Annotated in this window: 34 protein-coding genes; 33 read left to right on the forward strand and 1 reads right to left on the reverse strand. The window is 37.0% G+C overall.

All coding sequences use genetic code 11. The features are described 5' to 3' along the window. Positions 1 to 59 precede the first annotated feature (59 nt). Positions 60 to 401: a helix-turn-helix domain-containing protein gene (locus C564_RS0129365; protein WP_018767895.1), complete on the reverse strand. Its 342-nt coding sequence runs from the start codon at positions 399 to 401 to the stop codon at positions 60 to 62. A 187-nt stretch (positions 402 to 588) separates the two neighbouring features. Here C564_RS0129365 and C564_RS0129370 point away from each other — a divergent pair, with 187 nt between their 5' ends. From C564_RS0129370 to C564_RS0129535, 33 genes are all read left to right on the forward strand, one after another. Continuing rightward, on the forward strand, positions 589 to 831 hold the full coding sequence (locus C564_RS0129370; protein WP_018767896.1) for a helix-turn-helix transcriptional regulator: 243 nt from the start codon (positions 589 to 591) through the stop codon (positions 829 to 831). Positions 832 to 843: 12 nt separating this feature from the next. Beyond that, positions 844 to 1,614: a phage repressor protein/antirepressor Ant gene (locus C564_RS0129375; protein ID WP_018767897.1), complete on the forward strand. Its 771-nt coding sequence runs from the start codon at positions 844 to 846 to the stop codon at positions 1,612 to 1,614. 109 nt (positions 1,615 to 1,723) lie between these two features. Next, on the forward strand, positions 1,724 to 1,858 hold the full coding sequence (locus tag C564_RS38125) for a hypothetical protein (RefSeq protein ID WP_018767899.1): 135 nt from the start codon (positions 1,724 to 1,726) through the stop codon (positions 1,856 to 1,858). Between the two features lie 303 nt (positions 1,859 to 2,161). After that, entirely contained in the window at positions 2,162 to 2,425 is a 264-nt protein-coding gene (locus C564_RS0129390; RefSeq protein ID WP_018767900.1) for a hypothetical protein, read from the forward strand. Further along, entirely contained in the window at positions 2,418 to 2,618 is a 201-nt protein-coding gene (locus tag C564_RS0129395; RefSeq protein ID WP_018767901.1) for a hypothetical protein, read from the forward strand. The genes C564_RS0129390 and C564_RS0129395 overlap by 8 nt, the downstream gene beginning before the upstream one ends. A gap of 1 nt (position 2,619) precedes the next feature. Beyond that, the gene (locus C564_RS0129400; protein WP_018767902.1) at positions 2,620 to 2,805 is read left to right on the forward strand and encodes a hypothetical protein; all 186 of its coding nucleotides are present in this window, start codon (positions 2,620 to 2,622) and stop codon (positions 2,803 to 2,805) included. After that, entirely contained in the window at positions 2,802 to 3,002 is a 201-nt protein-coding gene (locus C564_RS0129405) for a hypothetical protein (protein ID WP_018767903.1), read from the forward strand. Before C564_RS0129400 ends, C564_RS0129405 begins: the two co-directional genes overlap by 4 nt. Next, a complete protein-coding gene (locus C564_RS0129410; protein WP_018767904.1) occupies positions 3,002 to 3,685 on the forward strand; it encodes an ERF family protein in 684 nt (227 codons plus the stop codon). Before C564_RS0129405 ends, C564_RS0129410 begins: the two co-directional genes overlap by 1 nt. 15 nt (positions 3,686 to 3,700) lie before the next feature. After that, complete coding sequence (locus tag C564_RS37100) at positions 3,701 to 3,877, forward strand: hypothetical protein (RefSeq protein ID WP_018767905.1); 177 nt, start codon at positions 3,701 to 3,703, stop codon at positions 3,875 to 3,877. Then, complete coding sequence (locus C564_RS0129420; protein WP_018767906.1) at positions 3,877 to 4,101, forward strand: hypothetical protein; 225 nt, start codon at positions 3,877 to 3,879, stop codon at positions 4,099 to 4,101. The genes C564_RS37100 and C564_RS0129420 overlap by 1 nt, the downstream gene beginning before the upstream one ends. Further along, positions 4,102 to 4,848, forward strand: coding sequence for a helix-turn-helix domain-containing protein (locus C564_RS0129425; RefSeq protein ID WP_018767907.1), 747 nt, complete (start codon positions 4,102 to 4,104; stop codon positions 4,846 to 4,848). Next, entirely contained in the window at positions 4,832 to 5,590 is a 759-nt protein-coding gene (locus C564_RS0129430; protein WP_026008752.1) for an ATP-binding protein, read from the forward strand. Before C564_RS0129425 ends, C564_RS0129430 begins: the two co-directional genes overlap by 17 nt. 13 nt (positions 5,591 to 5,603) lie before the next feature. After that, positions 5,604 to 6,236, forward strand: coding sequence for a hypothetical protein (locus C564_RS0129435; RefSeq protein ID WP_018767909.1), 633 nt, complete (start codon positions 5,604 to 5,606; stop codon positions 6,234 to 6,236). Between the two features lie 21 nt (positions 6,237 to 6,257). Beyond that, a complete protein-coding gene (locus tag C564_RS0129440; RefSeq protein ID WP_018767910.1) occupies positions 6,258 to 6,449 on the forward strand; it encodes a hypothetical protein in 192 nt (63 codons plus the stop codon). Further along, on the forward strand, positions 6,446 to 6,712 hold the full coding sequence (locus tag C564_RS0129445) for a hypothetical protein (RefSeq protein ID WP_018767911.1): 267 nt from the start codon (positions 6,446 to 6,448) through the stop codon (positions 6,710 to 6,712). Before C564_RS0129440 ends, C564_RS0129445 begins: the two co-directional genes overlap by 4 nt. 13 nt (positions 6,713 to 6,725) lie before the next feature. Beyond that, a complete protein-coding gene (locus C564_RS0129450) occupies positions 6,726 to 7,034 on the forward strand; it encodes a hypothetical protein (protein WP_018767912.1) in 309 nt (102 codons plus the stop codon). A gap of 15 nt (positions 7,035 to 7,049) precedes the next feature. After that, complete coding sequence (locus tag C564_RS37105; protein ID WP_196811515.1) at positions 7,050 to 7,511, forward strand: hypothetical protein; 462 nt, start codon at positions 7,050 to 7,052, stop codon at positions 7,509 to 7,511. Further along, positions 7,508 to 7,903 carry a hypothetical protein gene (locus tag C564_RS0129460; protein ID WP_018767914.1) on the forward strand — a complete coding sequence of 132 codons (396 nt, stop codon included), beginning with the start codon at positions 7,508 to 7,510 and terminating at the stop codon, positions 7,901 to 7,903. Before C564_RS37105 ends, C564_RS0129460 begins: the two co-directional genes overlap by 4 nt. 11 nt (positions 7,904 to 7,914) lie before the next feature. Beyond that, positions 7,915 to 8,112 carry a hypothetical protein gene (locus C564_RS0129465; protein ID WP_018767915.1) on the forward strand — a complete coding sequence of 66 codons (198 nt, stop codon included), beginning with the start codon at positions 7,915 to 7,917 and terminating at the stop codon, positions 8,110 to 8,112. 4 nt (positions 8,113 to 8,116) lie between these two features. Continuing rightward, on the forward strand, positions 8,117 to 8,263 hold the full coding sequence (fbpA, locus tag C564_RS35805; RefSeq protein WP_018767916.1) for a Fur-regulated basic protein FbpA: 147 nt from the start codon (positions 8,117 to 8,119) through the stop codon (positions 8,261 to 8,263). Further along, the gene (locus tag C564_RS0129475; RefSeq protein WP_018767917.1) at positions 8,247 to 8,498 is read left to right on the forward strand and encodes a hypothetical protein; all 252 of its coding nucleotides are present in this window, start codon (positions 8,247 to 8,249) and stop codon (positions 8,496 to 8,498) included. The genes fbpA and C564_RS0129475 overlap by 17 nt, the downstream gene beginning before the upstream one ends. Further along, complete coding sequence (locus tag C564_RS0129480) at positions 8,488 to 8,724, forward strand: glutaredoxin family protein (protein WP_018767918.1); 237 nt, start codon at positions 8,488 to 8,490, stop codon at positions 8,722 to 8,724. The genes C564_RS0129475 and C564_RS0129480 overlap by 11 nt, the downstream gene beginning before the upstream one ends. Positions 8,725 to 8,734: 10 nt before the next feature. Continuing rightward, a complete protein-coding gene (locus C564_RS37110) occupies positions 8,735 to 8,902 on the forward strand; it encodes a hypothetical protein (RefSeq protein ID WP_018767919.1) in 168 nt (55 codons plus the stop codon). Positions 8,903 to 8,916: 14 nt separating this feature from the next. Next, on the forward strand, positions 8,917 to 9,249 hold the full coding sequence (locus C564_RS0129490) for a nucleoside triphosphate pyrophosphohydrolase family protein (RefSeq protein ID WP_018767920.1): 333 nt from the start codon (positions 8,917 to 8,919) through the stop codon (positions 9,247 to 9,249). A 37-nt stretch (positions 9,250 to 9,286) separates the two neighbouring features. Further along, on the forward strand, positions 9,287 to 9,469 hold the full coding sequence (locus C564_RS0129495) for a hypothetical protein (protein WP_018767921.1): 183 nt from the start codon (positions 9,287 to 9,289) through the stop codon (positions 9,467 to 9,469). A gap of 33 nt (positions 9,470 to 9,502) precedes the next feature. Continuing rightward, complete coding sequence (locus C564_RS37895; protein WP_018767922.1) at positions 9,503 to 9,697, forward strand: hypothetical protein; 195 nt, start codon at positions 9,503 to 9,505, stop codon at positions 9,695 to 9,697. A gap of 2 nt (positions 9,698 to 9,699) precedes the next feature. Next, the gene (locus tag C564_RS36495) at positions 9,700 to 9,852 is read left to right on the forward strand and encodes a hypothetical protein (protein ID WP_018767923.1); all 153 of its coding nucleotides are present in this window, start codon (positions 9,700 to 9,702) and stop codon (positions 9,850 to 9,852) included. 42 nt (positions 9,853 to 9,894) lie between these two features. Beyond that, positions 9,895 to 10,200 (forward strand): hypothetical protein, encoded by a 306-nt coding sequence (locus C564_RS0129510; RefSeq protein ID WP_026008754.1) that lies wholly within the window; start codon positions 9,895 to 9,897, stop codon positions 10,198 to 10,200. 113 nt (positions 10,201 to 10,313) lie between these two features. Continuing rightward, positions 10,314 to 10,670 carry a hypothetical protein gene (locus tag C564_RS0129515; RefSeq protein ID WP_155896301.1) on the forward strand — a complete coding sequence of 119 codons (357 nt, stop codon included), beginning with the start codon at positions 10,314 to 10,316 and terminating at the stop codon, positions 10,668 to 10,670. 44 nt (positions 10,671 to 10,714) lie between these two features. Further along, positions 10,715 to 10,942 carry a hypothetical protein gene (locus tag C564_RS0129520; protein ID WP_018767926.1) on the forward strand — a complete coding sequence of 76 codons (228 nt, stop codon included), beginning with the start codon at positions 10,715 to 10,717 and terminating at the stop codon, positions 10,940 to 10,942. Positions 10,943 to 10,944: 2 nt separating this feature from the next. Next, a complete protein-coding gene (locus tag C564_RS0129525) occupies positions 10,945 to 11,574 on the forward strand; it encodes a Holliday junction resolvase RecU (RefSeq protein ID WP_018767927.1) in 630 nt (209 codons plus the stop codon). A gap of 136 nt (positions 11,575 to 11,710) precedes the next feature. Next, positions 11,711 to 12,094 (forward strand): ArpU family phage packaging/lysis transcriptional regulator, encoded by a 384-nt coding sequence (locus C564_RS0129530; protein WP_018767928.1) that lies wholly within the window; start codon positions 11,711 to 11,713, stop codon positions 12,092 to 12,094. Between the two features lie 20 nt (positions 12,095 to 12,114). Next, on the forward strand, positions 12,115 to 12,315 hold the full coding sequence (locus tag C564_RS0129535) for a DUF1653 domain-containing protein (protein ID WP_018767929.1): 201 nt from the start codon (positions 12,115 to 12,117) through the stop codon (positions 12,313 to 12,315). Positions 12,316 to 12,563: the final 248 nt, after the last annotated feature.

Genomic DNA, 12,563 nt, shown 5'->3' on the forward strand with positions numbered 1-12,563 from the left:
GAATAGAGAAAAAAGAAAAAAGACTTACCGATATTGGTAGTCTTTTTGTTTATATACTATTATTTTTTTGCTTTTTGGTACTGAACAAACATTTCTAAGTGTTCAAAAGCTTTGTCTTGATCTGCATCGCCTAATTCCGCGATTAACCTTTCAAGTTTTTTAGCCATTTCAGTTGCTTTATCATCTTCTTCTTTTGTTAAACGAGAATCTTCAGAACGTCCTAATAAGTAATCTGTAGTAACTTTATGATAATCAGCTATCTTCTGTATTAGTTGTAAGTCCGGTTCATTACGATCGTTTTCAAAGTGAGAATATCTAGCTCTAGAGATTTCGATCCCCTTAGCAACCTCTTCCTGGGTCCTGCTACCTCTCAACTCTTTTAACTTTTCTCCGAATGTCATTTTATATAATCCCCTCTCGCACCGTGTCAATAAATAATATTATAACTACATTATAGATACAAATTGTATCACTTTAAAGTCTTTTCTTAAAAAAGATATAAAATGTATCAAAAAGGGTTGACGATACATAATGTATCAGATATACTGCAGTTAACGATACAAAACGTATCAAACGGTAGGTGATGAAATGAGGAAAAGAGTTATAAACGAACGCACAGCAAGGAATTTAACACAAGAAGAATTAGCTGTTGCTTTAAATTTATCAGCAGTGTTTGTTCGTAAGATAGAAAAGGGTGAAAGGAACCCTAGTGTCAAGACAATGAAGAAATATCAAAGCTTTTTCGGTGTCAGGGTAACAGATTTGTTCCCAGACATTTTTAATGACTTTGATGATACAAAATGTATCAAAGATACAAAACTTATCGGGTAGGGAGGAAGGAAAATGAATCAATTACAAGTTTTCAACAATAAAGAGTTCGGCCAAGTTAGAACAGCGGTACAAGGTGAAGATACATGGTTTGTAGCTAGCGATGTGTGCAACATCTTAGGAATCAATAAACAAAGAGATGCTTACTCTCGTTTAGATGAAGATGAAAGGGGGTCGTTATTAGTGGACACCCTTGGAGGAAAGCAAGAAGTGAACGCAATCAACGAAAGCGGACTTTACTCACTGATACTAAGAAGCCGCAAACCACAGGCGAAAGCATTTAAAAAGTGGGTAACAAGTGAAGTGCTTCCTTCTATTAGAAAACACGGAGCATACATGACAGATCAAGCTCTCGAACAAGCGGTAACTAACCCAGACTTCATGATTGGACTTCTTACCAACTTAAAAGAAGAACAAGCAAAACGCCTTGAAGCTGAACGCAAAATTTTACAGCAACAACCACTCGTAACATTCGCAGAAGCCGTTCAAGTGTCAGCGAACCTAATTAGCATCAAACAGTTAGCAAACTTAATGAAGCAAAAAGGAATCGATACAGGTCAAAACAGACTATTCGAGTGGTTGAGAGAAAACGGATACCTTTGCAAGAAAAGAGGAAGCCTGTACAACACGCCAACACAGTACTCGATGGATTTGAAGTTATTCGAATCGCAAGAATTTGTGAGAACAAATAGCGAAGGTGAATTCGTAACATCATTTACAACAAAAGTTACAGGAAAAGGTCAGCTTTACTTCATTAACAAGTTTCTTGGAAAGGAAGCGATTTAAATGATGGAAAACCCACTATCACTAGTAATCTTAGGATCTGTAATTTCAATTGGAAGTTACTTGATTTATAGGATAGATGTTTGGGGTAAAAAGTCAGGGTGGTTAGAAGATGAACGATAAAGAAAAGCGTGATGAAGATGAAAAGAAGAAAATCATCGCAATGATACGAGATTTAAAGGCTAGAGGAGTACATAACAGCGTGAAAGTCATCGAGAAGTACCATTATATAACTCTAGCTAAATAAAGGGACGAGCCTTGAGTTGTGAAGGCTCAAGGCTCATTTAATAAGGGTAAAGTTGATAGTTCAACTTTATAAGTTAATGATACCATAATTTTACAAAAATAGACAAGCCTTTGCTTGTCGAAATATTCGGGAATTTAACGGTATCCCCCACCTAATAAAAAGGTTCCCGGATATTTCGATGCGCAAAGCATCAAAACAAAATAAAAAACCGGTTCACCCCTGAACCGGTTTGGAGAAAACAAATGTAAAAAGCTTACTTACATTATACCAAATGTTTTCTCCTAAAAACAAGGAGGAATGAAGATGAAAGTTTTAACAAACCAGACATTGTTTCAATGTGATCACTGTGGAAAACGTCTTCTTACAAAACATGGTGCGAAAATCCATGAAGATCAATATTGTTCAGTGGTTTTAGAACAGAAAAAGAAAGAAAAACAAGCTAAATGTAAACACAAAAATATAGATACATGTTACGGATACATCCCAGGCGAAGCGGTTATGCAACCAGAGTATGACTATTGTGTTGATTGTGGAAAAGAAATCGGATGGGGTGAAAGATATGATTGAAAACCCAGTATTAATCGGTAATCATCACGATTCATCAGCAAGAGATTTTATGGATTACTGCCAAGGTTGTGGTGGGGAAATCTATTACGGTGAAGGATATCTCGATTGCAATGGAGATCCAATTCATGCAGAAGCTGAATGTATCAAACAATTTGTTGAAGATCATTCTGTTAAGAAAGTGGCAGGTGAGTAAGATGAGCATACATGAAAAATTCGAGTTAGAAAAACGAATTTTTAATAGATTGATTGAACATAACAAACAAAATAATGATCCTCATTCACATTTAATGATTTTAGCGTACAAGCACGGATTACAGGTACTAGAAGAAATGTATAAGGCTAGTCAAAAGGTCGAAGAAGAGGAAGTGTATCCGTTTTGAACGCAGGAATTGAAGAGTTGGAAAAGTCGTTATCTGTAGAACAAAGGAGATTAAGTGAATACAAACGAGAGTTAGATAGATTAGAAGAAAAGAGACCAATTGTAATTGAAAACATTCAAGAAACAGAAAGTAAGGTCTTTGAAATAGAAGATGCGATTGCTGTTTTGAAAAAGTTCAATAGAGGAGATGGCGAATAATGAACCTCTGGCAAAAGCTAGTTGCAATTAGAAAAGATATAGATGTGTTTGTTAAGAACGGGAAAAGTTATGGATACGATTACGTAACAGGATCTCAAATTCTCCATAAAATCAAAAATAATATGGACGAATTACAAGTTATTCTCATGCCAAAGATGGGTGAGCATAAAACATGGCAGTACAGCTATAAAAGTAAAAAAGGTAAGGATACAACAGATTTTGTGATTGAAGGAGACGGGTTTTACGAGTGGATCAATGCAGAGAAGCCAGAAGAGAGAGAAACGATACCATGGAAGTTTTTCGGACAACAAGATGACATTTCGAAAGCGTATGGTTCAGCACTGACATATTCAGAACGATATTTTCTACTTAAATTTTTCGGTGTCCCAACTGATGAGGATGATGCAGACGCTAAAGAACCTGCACCAAAACAATCAAACAATAATTATAGCAATCAAACTAAACCGAATAACAAACAAAGAGAAAATCTTCCATTGCCAGCCAATGCTACTGAGGGTTCAGAAATCATCCTTTCATTTGGTAAGTATGAAGGGAAGACGTTACGAGAAATCTTCAAAGAAAACAAAGGCTACCTTGAATGGATAGTTAAAAACAATAAAGCGGATGACAGAATAAAAACAGCAATAAATATGATGTTCCAAGCAGCACAACAATCAGCTTAATAAGGAGATGAAACCATGTTAGATAAAACAGAAACAAAAGTCGTCCTTCCTTCATGGGTATGGAAGGGCGCAAAAAATGAAAAAGAAGCGAAAGCTAAGGCGATTGAGTACATCACTCCTGATCGCTATCCGGGTTACAAAATATCTAGTGTTAAAGATGGTATAGCGATATGTGAAAGGGAGAATGCATGATGTTTAAGATACCTGTGAGAAGACAAACGCAAAAGGAAATGTTAATAGCTACAAACGATTTAATTGAGCGAGGTTTTGATTTCTTAACACCAATTAAACCAGTATATAAGAACGGTAAATTTTATGAACAAAGCGGCAGAAGTTTTCAAGGGAAACATGAATTTAGAACAATCGGCTACGTGGATAATGTCAGCTACGAATGTTGGATGAAGAAGGTGAATTAAATGACTTTAGTAGATAGAAGAAGACGTGGATTTTTCATGATAGATAACGAGGTAGCGGATGATGTAAGGCTTACACATAAAGAAATGGCTGTATATATGGTACTTTGCAGACATCTCAACCAAGAAACAGGGAGTTGCTTTCCTTCATTACCAACAATCGGCAAGAAAGTAGGTATGTCAAAGAACACAGTAATTAAAGCATTAAATACTCTAATTGAGATAGGTTACGTAACAAAAGAGAAACGTTCATCTAAAGAACAAGGTGATATGTCCAACGTTTATTACATAAATGACGTTCACAATTTGAACGGGGGAGTTCACCAAATGAACGGGGGGGGTTCAGGAGATGAACCGGGGGGAGTTCACCAGGTGAACCCTAACAATACTAATCTTAACAATACTAATTTAACTATAAGTAGTAGTAGTAAGAATCCCTTCTCATTCTATGAAAGTAACATCGGCGTTTTAAATCCATTCATGGCAGATGGCATAGACCAGTGGATTAAAGATACAAGTGAAGAACTTGTTATTGCAGCTATGGAACGCGCATTAAAACAACAGAAGAAATGGAATTACGCTGAAGGCATCTTAAAACAGTGGGCTAACAAAAACATTAAGACTTTAACTGATGTGGAAGCATTAGAAGCTGAATACCAACGAAATAAAGGAGCGAAGAACAATGCAGAGAGCAGCACTGGCAATACCAACCGATATAGCCAAAAAGGTGAATATGACTATGGATTCTGATGTTTGTGATACGCATGACATGAATAAGATGAAGTTCGGTGGACAAGTTGTATGCCCTCGATGCTTCCTTGAAAACGAAAGCAAGAAACTTCAACAACAAGAACAAGCAAAATACGATGCAGATAAAGCAAATGAAAAGAAATTCATGTTCCATCAACAAAGCATGATCGCAGATAGCAACATTAAGAAAGCGAACTTTGATAACTACCAACCTACTAGCGAGGAAGGAGCGAAGAACCTTGGAATCGCAAAGGTCATCGCAACGGATTATCTCAATGAGAAGGTGTTCAATACGATTATGGCCGGGAATTGTGGAGCAGGTAAAACGCATCTTGCTTATGCAATCGCAGATCAGCTTGCAGGAGCGGGGATATCAGTTGTCTTCGTCACAGTTGGTGAATTGCTACGGAAGATTAAAAGCACGTTTAACAAAGATTCCTCCTTAACTGAGGATTCAATCATTCGAAGTTTAGTCAGAGCAGATGTTTTAGTAGTTGATGATTTAGGAGCAGAGTTAGGTGCATTAGATGCAAATACAAAAGCAACAAACTTCATTAATAGGGTGTTATTCGATGTTTTCGATGGAAGGCAAGGTAAATCTACTATCTTTACTACAAACCTTACAGGAGAGCGTTTAGAAGGCGCATATGACGAACGGATTGTATCACGTATCTTCAATAACTTTAGAGCGATTGTTTTCAAAGATACAAAGGATTTCAGAAGAAAAGCATTACCATTCTAAGGGGGAATAAGAGATGGCAAAGGTGACGGTTGAATTAACAGAAAAACAGGTTGAGTTCTTAAAATTATTTAGTGAAAAACAATACGAAGGCGCAGAAGACAATGTGTGTACTTACAAACCATTCCATACAGTGCAAACCAAACGATATAACTATATACCGTACAGTGAAGATCTCACTGATTACTACGACGATGAAGATTTAGTATTTTGTACCGATGATGCGTATGAGTGGTGGTATAAAACTGAAGTTGAAGCAATTGAAGATTGGTATGACGGACGTGGCGAAGAAGAATGCCCTATTGAAATTAAACCTTTTGAAGATCTTAGATGGAAAGAAATCACTGGAGTTGACGGTGAAGAGCATGATATCGATAGTTTCGAAGATTACTTTAAGTGTTATGGCGTTCAATTAACAGGCATGTCATGGAGAACAAAGTATTACGAAGATGTCGCTATGTTCTTCATTCTAGAAGAAGCGAAAAGGTATATCAAATATCAAAGACACAACCTTGTGGAGCCAAGAACATATACACACAGTGCGGGATATGCAAACCATGGTGACTACTATCACTTTTGGGACTTGTTAATGAAAATGGGACAAGAGCTAAATAAGGAAGTTGAACAGAAAGAAGAAGCTGCTGTTTAAAAATATTAAGGGGGATATAAGATGTGTGCATGTGAAGGAACGGGAGTAATCAGGAACGACCAGGGGAACGGATGCTATCAATTCGCACCATGTATTTGCGAGGCAGCAAACGTTACACCTGAAGAAGTGGATAGAAGACGCCAGAAAGTAATGGAACGGTTAGAAACGGCTTATCAAATGCAGATACAAGAGAAAGTCGGAATAGGGGCATGAAGCAGCTAACACTTGAGGATGTAGTGGGAAGTTTTGATTACTCAGCAAAGAGTACGGCGGATCGGTTCTTACAACGTGATACAAGCGTCATAACGTACTCAATAGAGTTTTATGACAAGGACGAGAAATGGAAGCTCCGATGGTTTGAAGCGAAGTCAGAGAGGGAAGCCGTAGGAATGGCTAAAGAAAAATACGGACAGATACAAGTTATTAATACTTATATTTCGGATAGGTCGTTAGAGGAAATAATGAATCTTGATTAGGAGGGGAATGAAGATGGAATATTATCCGCCAGTACCAACGTGGAACGATTATGAATTTGCGAAGAAAAACGGAGTACCTAGAAGGAACGTAGATATAAGAGTTCGGTATTTAGGATGGACGATTGAACAAGCTATTACGAAGCCTTTAATGTCAAAACGAGATAGACCGGGATATAAAGGATTTGCAGAAATTGCAGAAATGAATGGGATCCCATATAAAACATTCGTATCGCGGGTAAAAATTTTAAATTGGTCGTTGGAGGAAGCTGCTAATACTCCTACAAGACACTATTCAAATCGCAGGCAAAAAGGAGTGAGCTAAGAAATGGGGATGACTATGAATTACAAAAAAGTCGCAACCTGGGAAGAATATGAAATCGCTGAGAAGAACGGAATTAGCAGACATAATGTAGATCAAAGGTTAGCTATGGGTTGGGACCTAACAAAAGCGACGACTGAACCTATTGCAAACTCATTTAAGAGAACACATAAAAAGTATGTTGATTTAGCAAAGAAAAATGGTATTGGATATAAGACGTTTTATAATCGCGTGAATGTGTATAAGTGGAGTTTAGAAGAAGCGGCTACTGCTCCTATTATGACAAGGAAAGACGCATGGGAAAAATCGAGAAGATTAAGATCAAAGATTCCAGATGAAATATATGTATTAGCTGAAAAGAATGGCATTGCTAAAAACACATTACAGTCAAGAGTTTTAGTTCTGAAATGGGACATGAAAACGGCAGCGACATTAAAAGCAAGTAAGGGTAATAGAACGAAGAAAGGGGAAGCGTCATGAAATACAATATGGTAATTACTTTCGAAGATTATGAGAAAGCAGCTAAAAATGGTATTAGCAAGGCGAATGTATATCAACGAGTGAATGGGTATGGTTGGAGTGTTGAGCGAGCTATAACCGAACCTGTAAAACATTGCAAAGGCAGTCAAGAAGGCATGGTAGTAATTGCTGAGTGCAATGGAATTAGTAGACCTACTTATTTTAGAAGAATTTCGAGAGGGATGCCACCTCATGAAGCAGCGACGAAACCGAAAGGGCATACTGCATTCCTGGAGATAGCTGCAGAACATGGAATTAAAGATGTCACGTTTTATCAAAGAATTGCAAGAGGGATGACCCCTTACGAAGCGGCAACGAAGCCAGCACGTAAATATAAGAAGAAAATCAGCTAGGAGGACAAGCCATGACAACAAAGGAACGGGCGCTAAATGGGTTCTGGACTCATAAACGGACGGGTGAACACATTGTAGTCAATCGAGTGACGAAATTTGGCGAAGCCTATGCGCGGCATGTTGGCAAGAACACGAAGACAGTTAATAAGATAAGGGTGAAAATACAGACAGATAAGCTAAAGGAAGAATATGTGAAAGGCATGAGATAGGTAAATGGAAAGGAAACAAATATTCATTGACGTCTTATTACATAAAGGGATTTACAAGGAAGAAGATACAGGACGTCAGCTTTATGAAATGAGTGAGTTGGAACTATTCGAATTGATAAAAGGAGATGGGGAGAATGAAGAAAGCAATTAAGGAATATGCAGATAAATTATTGAAAGATGCAAAAGTGAGTAAAGAATTAGCTGATAAAACAGATGACTTAACACTTTCTGCTTACCATATAGGAATGAGTACAGTGCTTGAGGGAATCGCAATGTCATTAGAAGATATTTTAGCAAACAGAACGATACAACCAATCGAAAATAACGTTTATGAAATTACTCAATTATTAGCAGAAGCAAAGGAGAATGGAGAGAATGGCAACTAAGATTATTGTTTATACGAAGCATAATTGTCCTAACTGTATGCATGTAAAGTTCGGATTAGAAGCAGCAGAGGTTGAATATGAAGCTAGAAACATAGAAGAAAAAGAAGAATACAGAAAAGAATTTGATACTTACGGATATAGCGCGGCACCTGTGACGGTATTCCCTAACGGAAGGGTACTTGCGGGATTTGAAAGGAAAGAATTTGAGGATGAATTAGGATTTTAGGAGGAATTTCGTGAAGAAAATAACAGAAATCCAATTAAAAAGTGAACTGAAAACGATAGATAGCGAGATCAGCAAATTAGAATATCATCTTGTGGGATTGAAAACTGAAAAAGAGAAAACGATTCAATGGCTAGAAGAGTTAAATAATCGTAAACGTAGATTAAGAAGTTACTTATAAGGAGCGGACAAACAATGAATTTTAAAGAATATCAAACAGCAGTTACAAGAACATTTGCAGCAGGAAGAACATACGAACAAAACGCTACAAACTACGCTATGGGATTATGCGGAGAAGCAGGTGAAGTTACGGATCATATCAAGAAGGCGGTATATCATGGCCACAATTTAAATGAAGATGAGGTTGAGAAGGAATTAGGTGATGTACTTTGGTACCTTGCGGCGCTAGCAGAAACTCATCATCTTGATTTAGACGAGATCGCAGAGAAGAACATTCATAAGTTAATGAAACGATTCCCGAACGGATTTAGTGAAGAAGACAGTAAGAAACGTGTGGATATGAAGTAAGACCAAATTTGAATTTTGTAAGAAATGGGGAGAGAACATGAAAAAGGTTGAATTTAATCAGAACAGTTTTGGACAATCGTTAATTATCACGGGTTTAGCAAGATTAGTTGAAGAAGAAGGATTAACACCGCATGAGTCATTTGAGGTTTTAAGACTTATTCAAAACAATACATTTCATGCGTTAGCTGATTTACACAAGGAATACAGAAACAAAAAATAAAAACGCTATTTGAGTAGAAAAGGAGAATGAACAATGAACTTGAAGGAATACGTCGTTTATAAAGGTGAGTCATTGATATGTATCGGAACAATACAGGAGTGCGCTCAACAAATGGGCGTACTTCCTAAAACAGTTCACTTTTACTTGACGCCAGCGTATCAAAGGAGATTGGCTGGGAGGAAGAAAGCCAGGAACTATATAACTGTTACGGAACTTGAGGGGGATTAAGGATGAAATTAAATAAAAATGAATTACTTCAAATATACGAATGGTTTTACTACATCAGATCTACAAATTTCGCTCATTTAAGTGATGAAGATAGAAAGTTAGCTACAAAGGTTAGAAAAGAAGCCATGAAGCAATGTGGGCTAAAGGATAAGTAAGAACTTAATAAAAATTTCATTTTGTAGAAAAGGGGAATGGATATGATGAAGGTTTTTAAAATGAATGATTGTGATTGGGTTTGCGCTGAAACTGAAGAACAAGCAAAGGAATATTACAAAGAAGAATGTGGTATTGATGATGAAGATTTAAACGAAGGGTTCGTTGGGGAAGTTAGTTTGCAAGAAGTTACGTATGTAGACATAGATGAATTGCCAGAAAGTGAAAAGGACAATTTCCAATGTGGAAGACCACTTGGAGATTCTATAGTAGTCCGTAAAACATTTGAATGGGTAATTAAAAATGACAACATTACAAGCCCTTGTATCATTGCATCAACAGAATATTAAAGAGCAGCTAGCAAAAGCTAACTGCTCAGCTCCAATTGGGGGTTGGAGAAATATCATGTTGTCTACAGTATTGACAAAAGATTGAGTTTTATTCAGGGAGGAAGATGAATGAAATGGATAAGAAAGTAACGATTCCAAAATTAGTAGCAGAAGAATTATCTCAAAAGCTAGAACGGTATGGGAAAGAAGGAGCAGCATACATGATGCTTGAAATGTGTGACAGCTCCAATGATGCTACATACGAATGGCTAAGCACAAAAGGAAATGTGGTTAAATTAGCATCTGCTATCGAGTTTGGATATGAGATTCAAGAAGACAAACTGTTAAAACGATATCAGTGGAGCAAATCTACAGCTGAAACATCAAAAGATAATGAGGATGTTGATACATCTTGGCATATAGGACATTACGTAGGAATAGAGGATGCACTTGAGATCTTAGGAATCACAATTAAGGGCATTAATGATTAAAATTCAACAAAATAATCCTTTTAATAGAAAGAGAGGTTAAGACGATGCTGGAGTTTGTGGAAACAAAGACATTTGATTTCTTAGTAAAGATGATGGTAACAGTAGTGGTTTATATGGTAATGGCACAAGTTGTACTTAGTTACTTAAATATAGATTTTGTCTTTATGGAACAATTTTTGTTTGTGAGTGCCTGGTATGTGTTATGGAGCAGAAAAGATTTTTTTGAAATAGTTGAGGAAGTCAAACAAGCACGTAATAAAAAGGAGGAATAACAATGGGACTAGGAAACCGAGGAATGGCATTTGAGATGCTTATCAATCTATCGAATGAAATGTATCAAAGGGAGGGAGTGGCGCTTATAAACAAGCGTCCGACTCCTGTGAAGGTGTTAAAAAGTGCAGGTGGGCGAGTTCTAAACGGATTCTACGAATCTAAAAGCACAGTGGACTATGACGGTGTTTATAAAGGACGAGCTGTTGCATTTGAAGCGAAATCAACACAGAGTCTCACGCGATTCGATTTAAGTAACATTGCGCAGCACCAGTTAGATTACCTGGAGAAAGCTGAAAAGATGGGAGCTGTGTGTTTCTTCCTTATAGAGTTTAGTAAGGATAAGACAGTATTCCTAGTACCAGCATCAGTGATTCAGTCGTATGTAAGGATGTCTCATCAACCGAATGGCAAGAAGTCTATACCGAGAGCAGACTTTGATGTTTATGGGTACTTGGTAGAACAAACAGAACGGGCACCAGTTGATTATTTGCAATACGTAGATGAAGCAGTAGCTCCAGTTATGTTTGATGGCATGATTCAATTTGATCAGGACCATAAGAGAGTAGCAAATAACATTGAAGCAGCAAAAGAGAAGATGGCTAACAAGATGCGTAAGTTATTAAAAATTTAATGGATAACGGAACCATGCAGAGTGGATGGTGGGGGCTACTCGCTATGCATGGTTCCCTTATTCAGAAGATAGACATTAAAATTTCACATACCTTATAGGAAGTGAAAATAACAAAATTACAATAGGGGGATTACAGATGGAGCAATTATCATTCTTTCCGGAAATTGATGATAAGACGCAAAAGACAATTGAAAAAGAGGTAATAAAGGTACTTAAAGAGTATCGCGCTTTAAAAATTAGAATGGAAAACCAACAGGAAAACAAACTGGAAGGAATCAGCTTATTCCCTGAAATTAGAGATACGAGAAAGATAAGTGATATTAAGTTCAAACAAATTGATAAGGCGCTAAAGTATTGTTTAGATGAAGATGAGAGTGGAATCATCAAGAAGAAGTATCTAAGTAACAAGAGGTTAAAAGATGAGGTTATATATGATGAGATTGGATTATACAAGAATGCATACTATGCGAAAAAAAGAACAGCATTACGTTTGATTGCTACGTCATTAGGGATGATCTAAATAAGAAAGGAAGATACAAAATGTTATATAGACACTACAAAGGCGGTTTATATCGTACATTATCAGAAGTTGCTTATCACAGTGAAACAGGAGAAGAAATGGTTGTATATATTTCCGTTGATACAGGGGCGGTTTGGGTTAGACCATCTAAAATGTTTCATGAATCGGTTTTAAATGAAAATGATGCAATAGTACCTAGATTTAGGAGGATTCCTGAATGAAAAAGTGGGAGAAAAGTAGGACAAAATTAGAGAAGTTTTTAGAGAACTTTGATAGTCAAATCAACGGTATTCTTAATGTACAAGCCCTTTGACAACCGCATATCGAAGAGGATTAGTACACCTATAAGTGAAACGTTCTTATGCGAGAATGTCACGGTAACGTATACCGCATAAAGGGCGGGCATGGGCGGTAAGAATCCGTAATAAGACGAAAAGACTAATTAAAACATATTCCAGTGTGGCGGGTG

Source organism: Bacillus sp. 105MF (genome assembly GCF_000374885.1).
Classification (GTDB): Bacteria; Bacillota; Bacilli; order Bacillales; family Bacillaceae_G; genus Bacillus_A; species Bacillus_A pseudomycoides.

Coding starts and splice junctions, on each gene's coding strand:
- C564_RS0129365 (WP_018767895.1), bottom strand. CDS start 401: ATGACATTCGGAGAAAAGTTAAAAGAGTTGAGAGGTAGCAGGACCCAG.
- C564_RS0129370 (WP_018767896.1), top strand. CDS start 589: ATGAGGAAAAGAGTTATAAACGAACGCACAGCAAGGAATTTAACACAA.
- C564_RS0129375 (WP_018767897.1), top strand. CDS start 844: ATGAATCAATTACAAGTTTTCAACAATAAAGAGTTCGGCCAAGTTAGA.
- C564_RS38125 (WP_018767899.1), top strand. CDS start 1,724: ATGAACGATAAAGAAAAGCGTGATGAAGATGAAAAGAAGAAAATCATC.
- C564_RS0129390 (WP_018767900.1), top strand. CDS start 2,162: ATGAAAGTTTTAACAAACCAGACATTGTTTCAATGTGATCACTGTGGA.
- C564_RS0129395 (WP_018767901.1), top strand. CDS start 2,418: ATGATTGAAAACCCAGTATTAATCGGTAATCATCACGATTCATCAGCA.
- C564_RS0129400 (WP_018767902.1), top strand. CDS start 2,620: ATGAGCATACATGAAAAATTCGAGTTAGAAAAACGAATTTTTAATAGA.
- C564_RS0129410 (WP_018767904.1), top strand. CDS start 3,002: ATGAACCTCTGGCAAAAGCTAGTTGCAATTAGAAAAGATATAGATGTG.
- C564_RS37100 (WP_018767905.1), top strand. CDS start 3,701: ATGTTAGATAAAACAGAAACAAAAGTCGTCCTTCCTTCATGGGTATGG.
- C564_RS0129420 (WP_018767906.1), top strand. CDS start 3,877: ATGTTTAAGATACCTGTGAGAAGACAAACGCAAAAGGAAATGTTAATA.
- C564_RS0129425 (WP_018767907.1), top strand. CDS start 4,102: ATGACTTTAGTAGATAGAAGAAGACGTGGATTTTTCATGATAGATAAC.
- C564_RS0129430 (WP_026008752.1), top strand. CDS start 4,832: ATGACTATGGATTCTGATGTTTGTGATACGCATGACATGAATAAGATG.
- C564_RS0129435 (WP_018767909.1), top strand. CDS start 5,604: ATGGCAAAGGTGACGGTTGAATTAACAGAAAAACAGGTTGAGTTCTTA.
- C564_RS0129440 (WP_018767910.1), top strand. CDS start 6,258: ATGTGTGCATGTGAAGGAACGGGAGTAATCAGGAACGACCAGGGGAAC.
- C564_RS0129445 (WP_018767911.1), top strand. CDS start 6,446: ATGAAGCAGCTAACACTTGAGGATGTAGTGGGAAGTTTTGATTACTCA.
- C564_RS0129450 (WP_018767912.1), top strand. CDS start 6,726: ATGGAATATTATCCGCCAGTACCAACGTGGAACGATTATGAATTTGCG.
- C564_RS37105 (WP_196811515.1), top strand. CDS start 7,050: ATGAATTACAAAAAAGTCGCAACCTGGGAAGAATATGAAATCGCTGAG.
- C564_RS0129460 (WP_018767914.1), top strand. CDS start 7,508: ATGAAATACAATATGGTAATTACTTTCGAAGATTATGAGAAAGCAGCT.
- C564_RS0129465 (WP_018767915.1), top strand. CDS start 7,915: ATGACAACAAAGGAACGGGCGCTAAATGGGTTCTGGACTCATAAACGG.
- fbpA (WP_018767916.1), top strand. CDS start 8,117: ATGGAAAGGAAACAAATATTCATTGACGTCTTATTACATAAAGGGATT.
- C564_RS0129475 (WP_018767917.1), top strand. CDS start 8,247: ATGAAGAAAGCAATTAAGGAATATGCAGATAAATTATTGAAAGATGCA.
- C564_RS0129480 (WP_018767918.1), top strand. CDS start 8,488: ATGGCAACTAAGATTATTGTTTATACGAAGCATAATTGTCCTAACTGT.
- C564_RS0129490 (WP_018767920.1), top strand. CDS start 8,917: ATGAATTTTAAAGAATATCAAACAGCAGTTACAAGAACATTTGCAGCA.
- C564_RS0129495 (WP_018767921.1), top strand. CDS start 9,287: ATGAAAAAGGTTGAATTTAATCAGAACAGTTTTGGACAATCGTTAATT.
- C564_RS37895 (WP_018767922.1), top strand. CDS start 9,503: ATGAACTTGAAGGAATACGTCGTTTATAAAGGTGAGTCATTGATATGT.
- C564_RS36495 (WP_018767923.1), top strand. CDS start 9,700: ATGAAATTAAATAAAAATGAATTACTTCAAATATACGAATGGTTTTAC.
- C564_RS0129510 (WP_026008754.1), top strand. CDS start 9,895: ATGATGAAGGTTTTTAAAATGAATGATTGTGATTGGGTTTGCGCTGAA.
- C564_RS0129515 (WP_155896301.1), top strand. CDS start 10,314: ATGGATAAGAAAGTAACGATTCCAAAATTAGTAGCAGAAGAATTATCT.
- C564_RS0129520 (WP_018767926.1), top strand. CDS start 10,715: ATGCTGGAGTTTGTGGAAACAAAGACATTTGATTTCTTAGTAAAGATG.
- C564_RS0129525 (WP_018767927.1), top strand. CDS start 10,945: ATGGGACTAGGAAACCGAGGAATGGCATTTGAGATGCTTATCAATCTA.
- C564_RS0129530 (WP_018767928.1), top strand. CDS start 11,711: ATGGAGCAATTATCATTCTTTCCGGAAATTGATGATAAGACGCAAAAG.
- C564_RS0129535 (WP_018767929.1), top strand. CDS start 12,115: ATGTTATATAGACACTACAAAGGCGGTTTATATCGTACATTATCAGAA.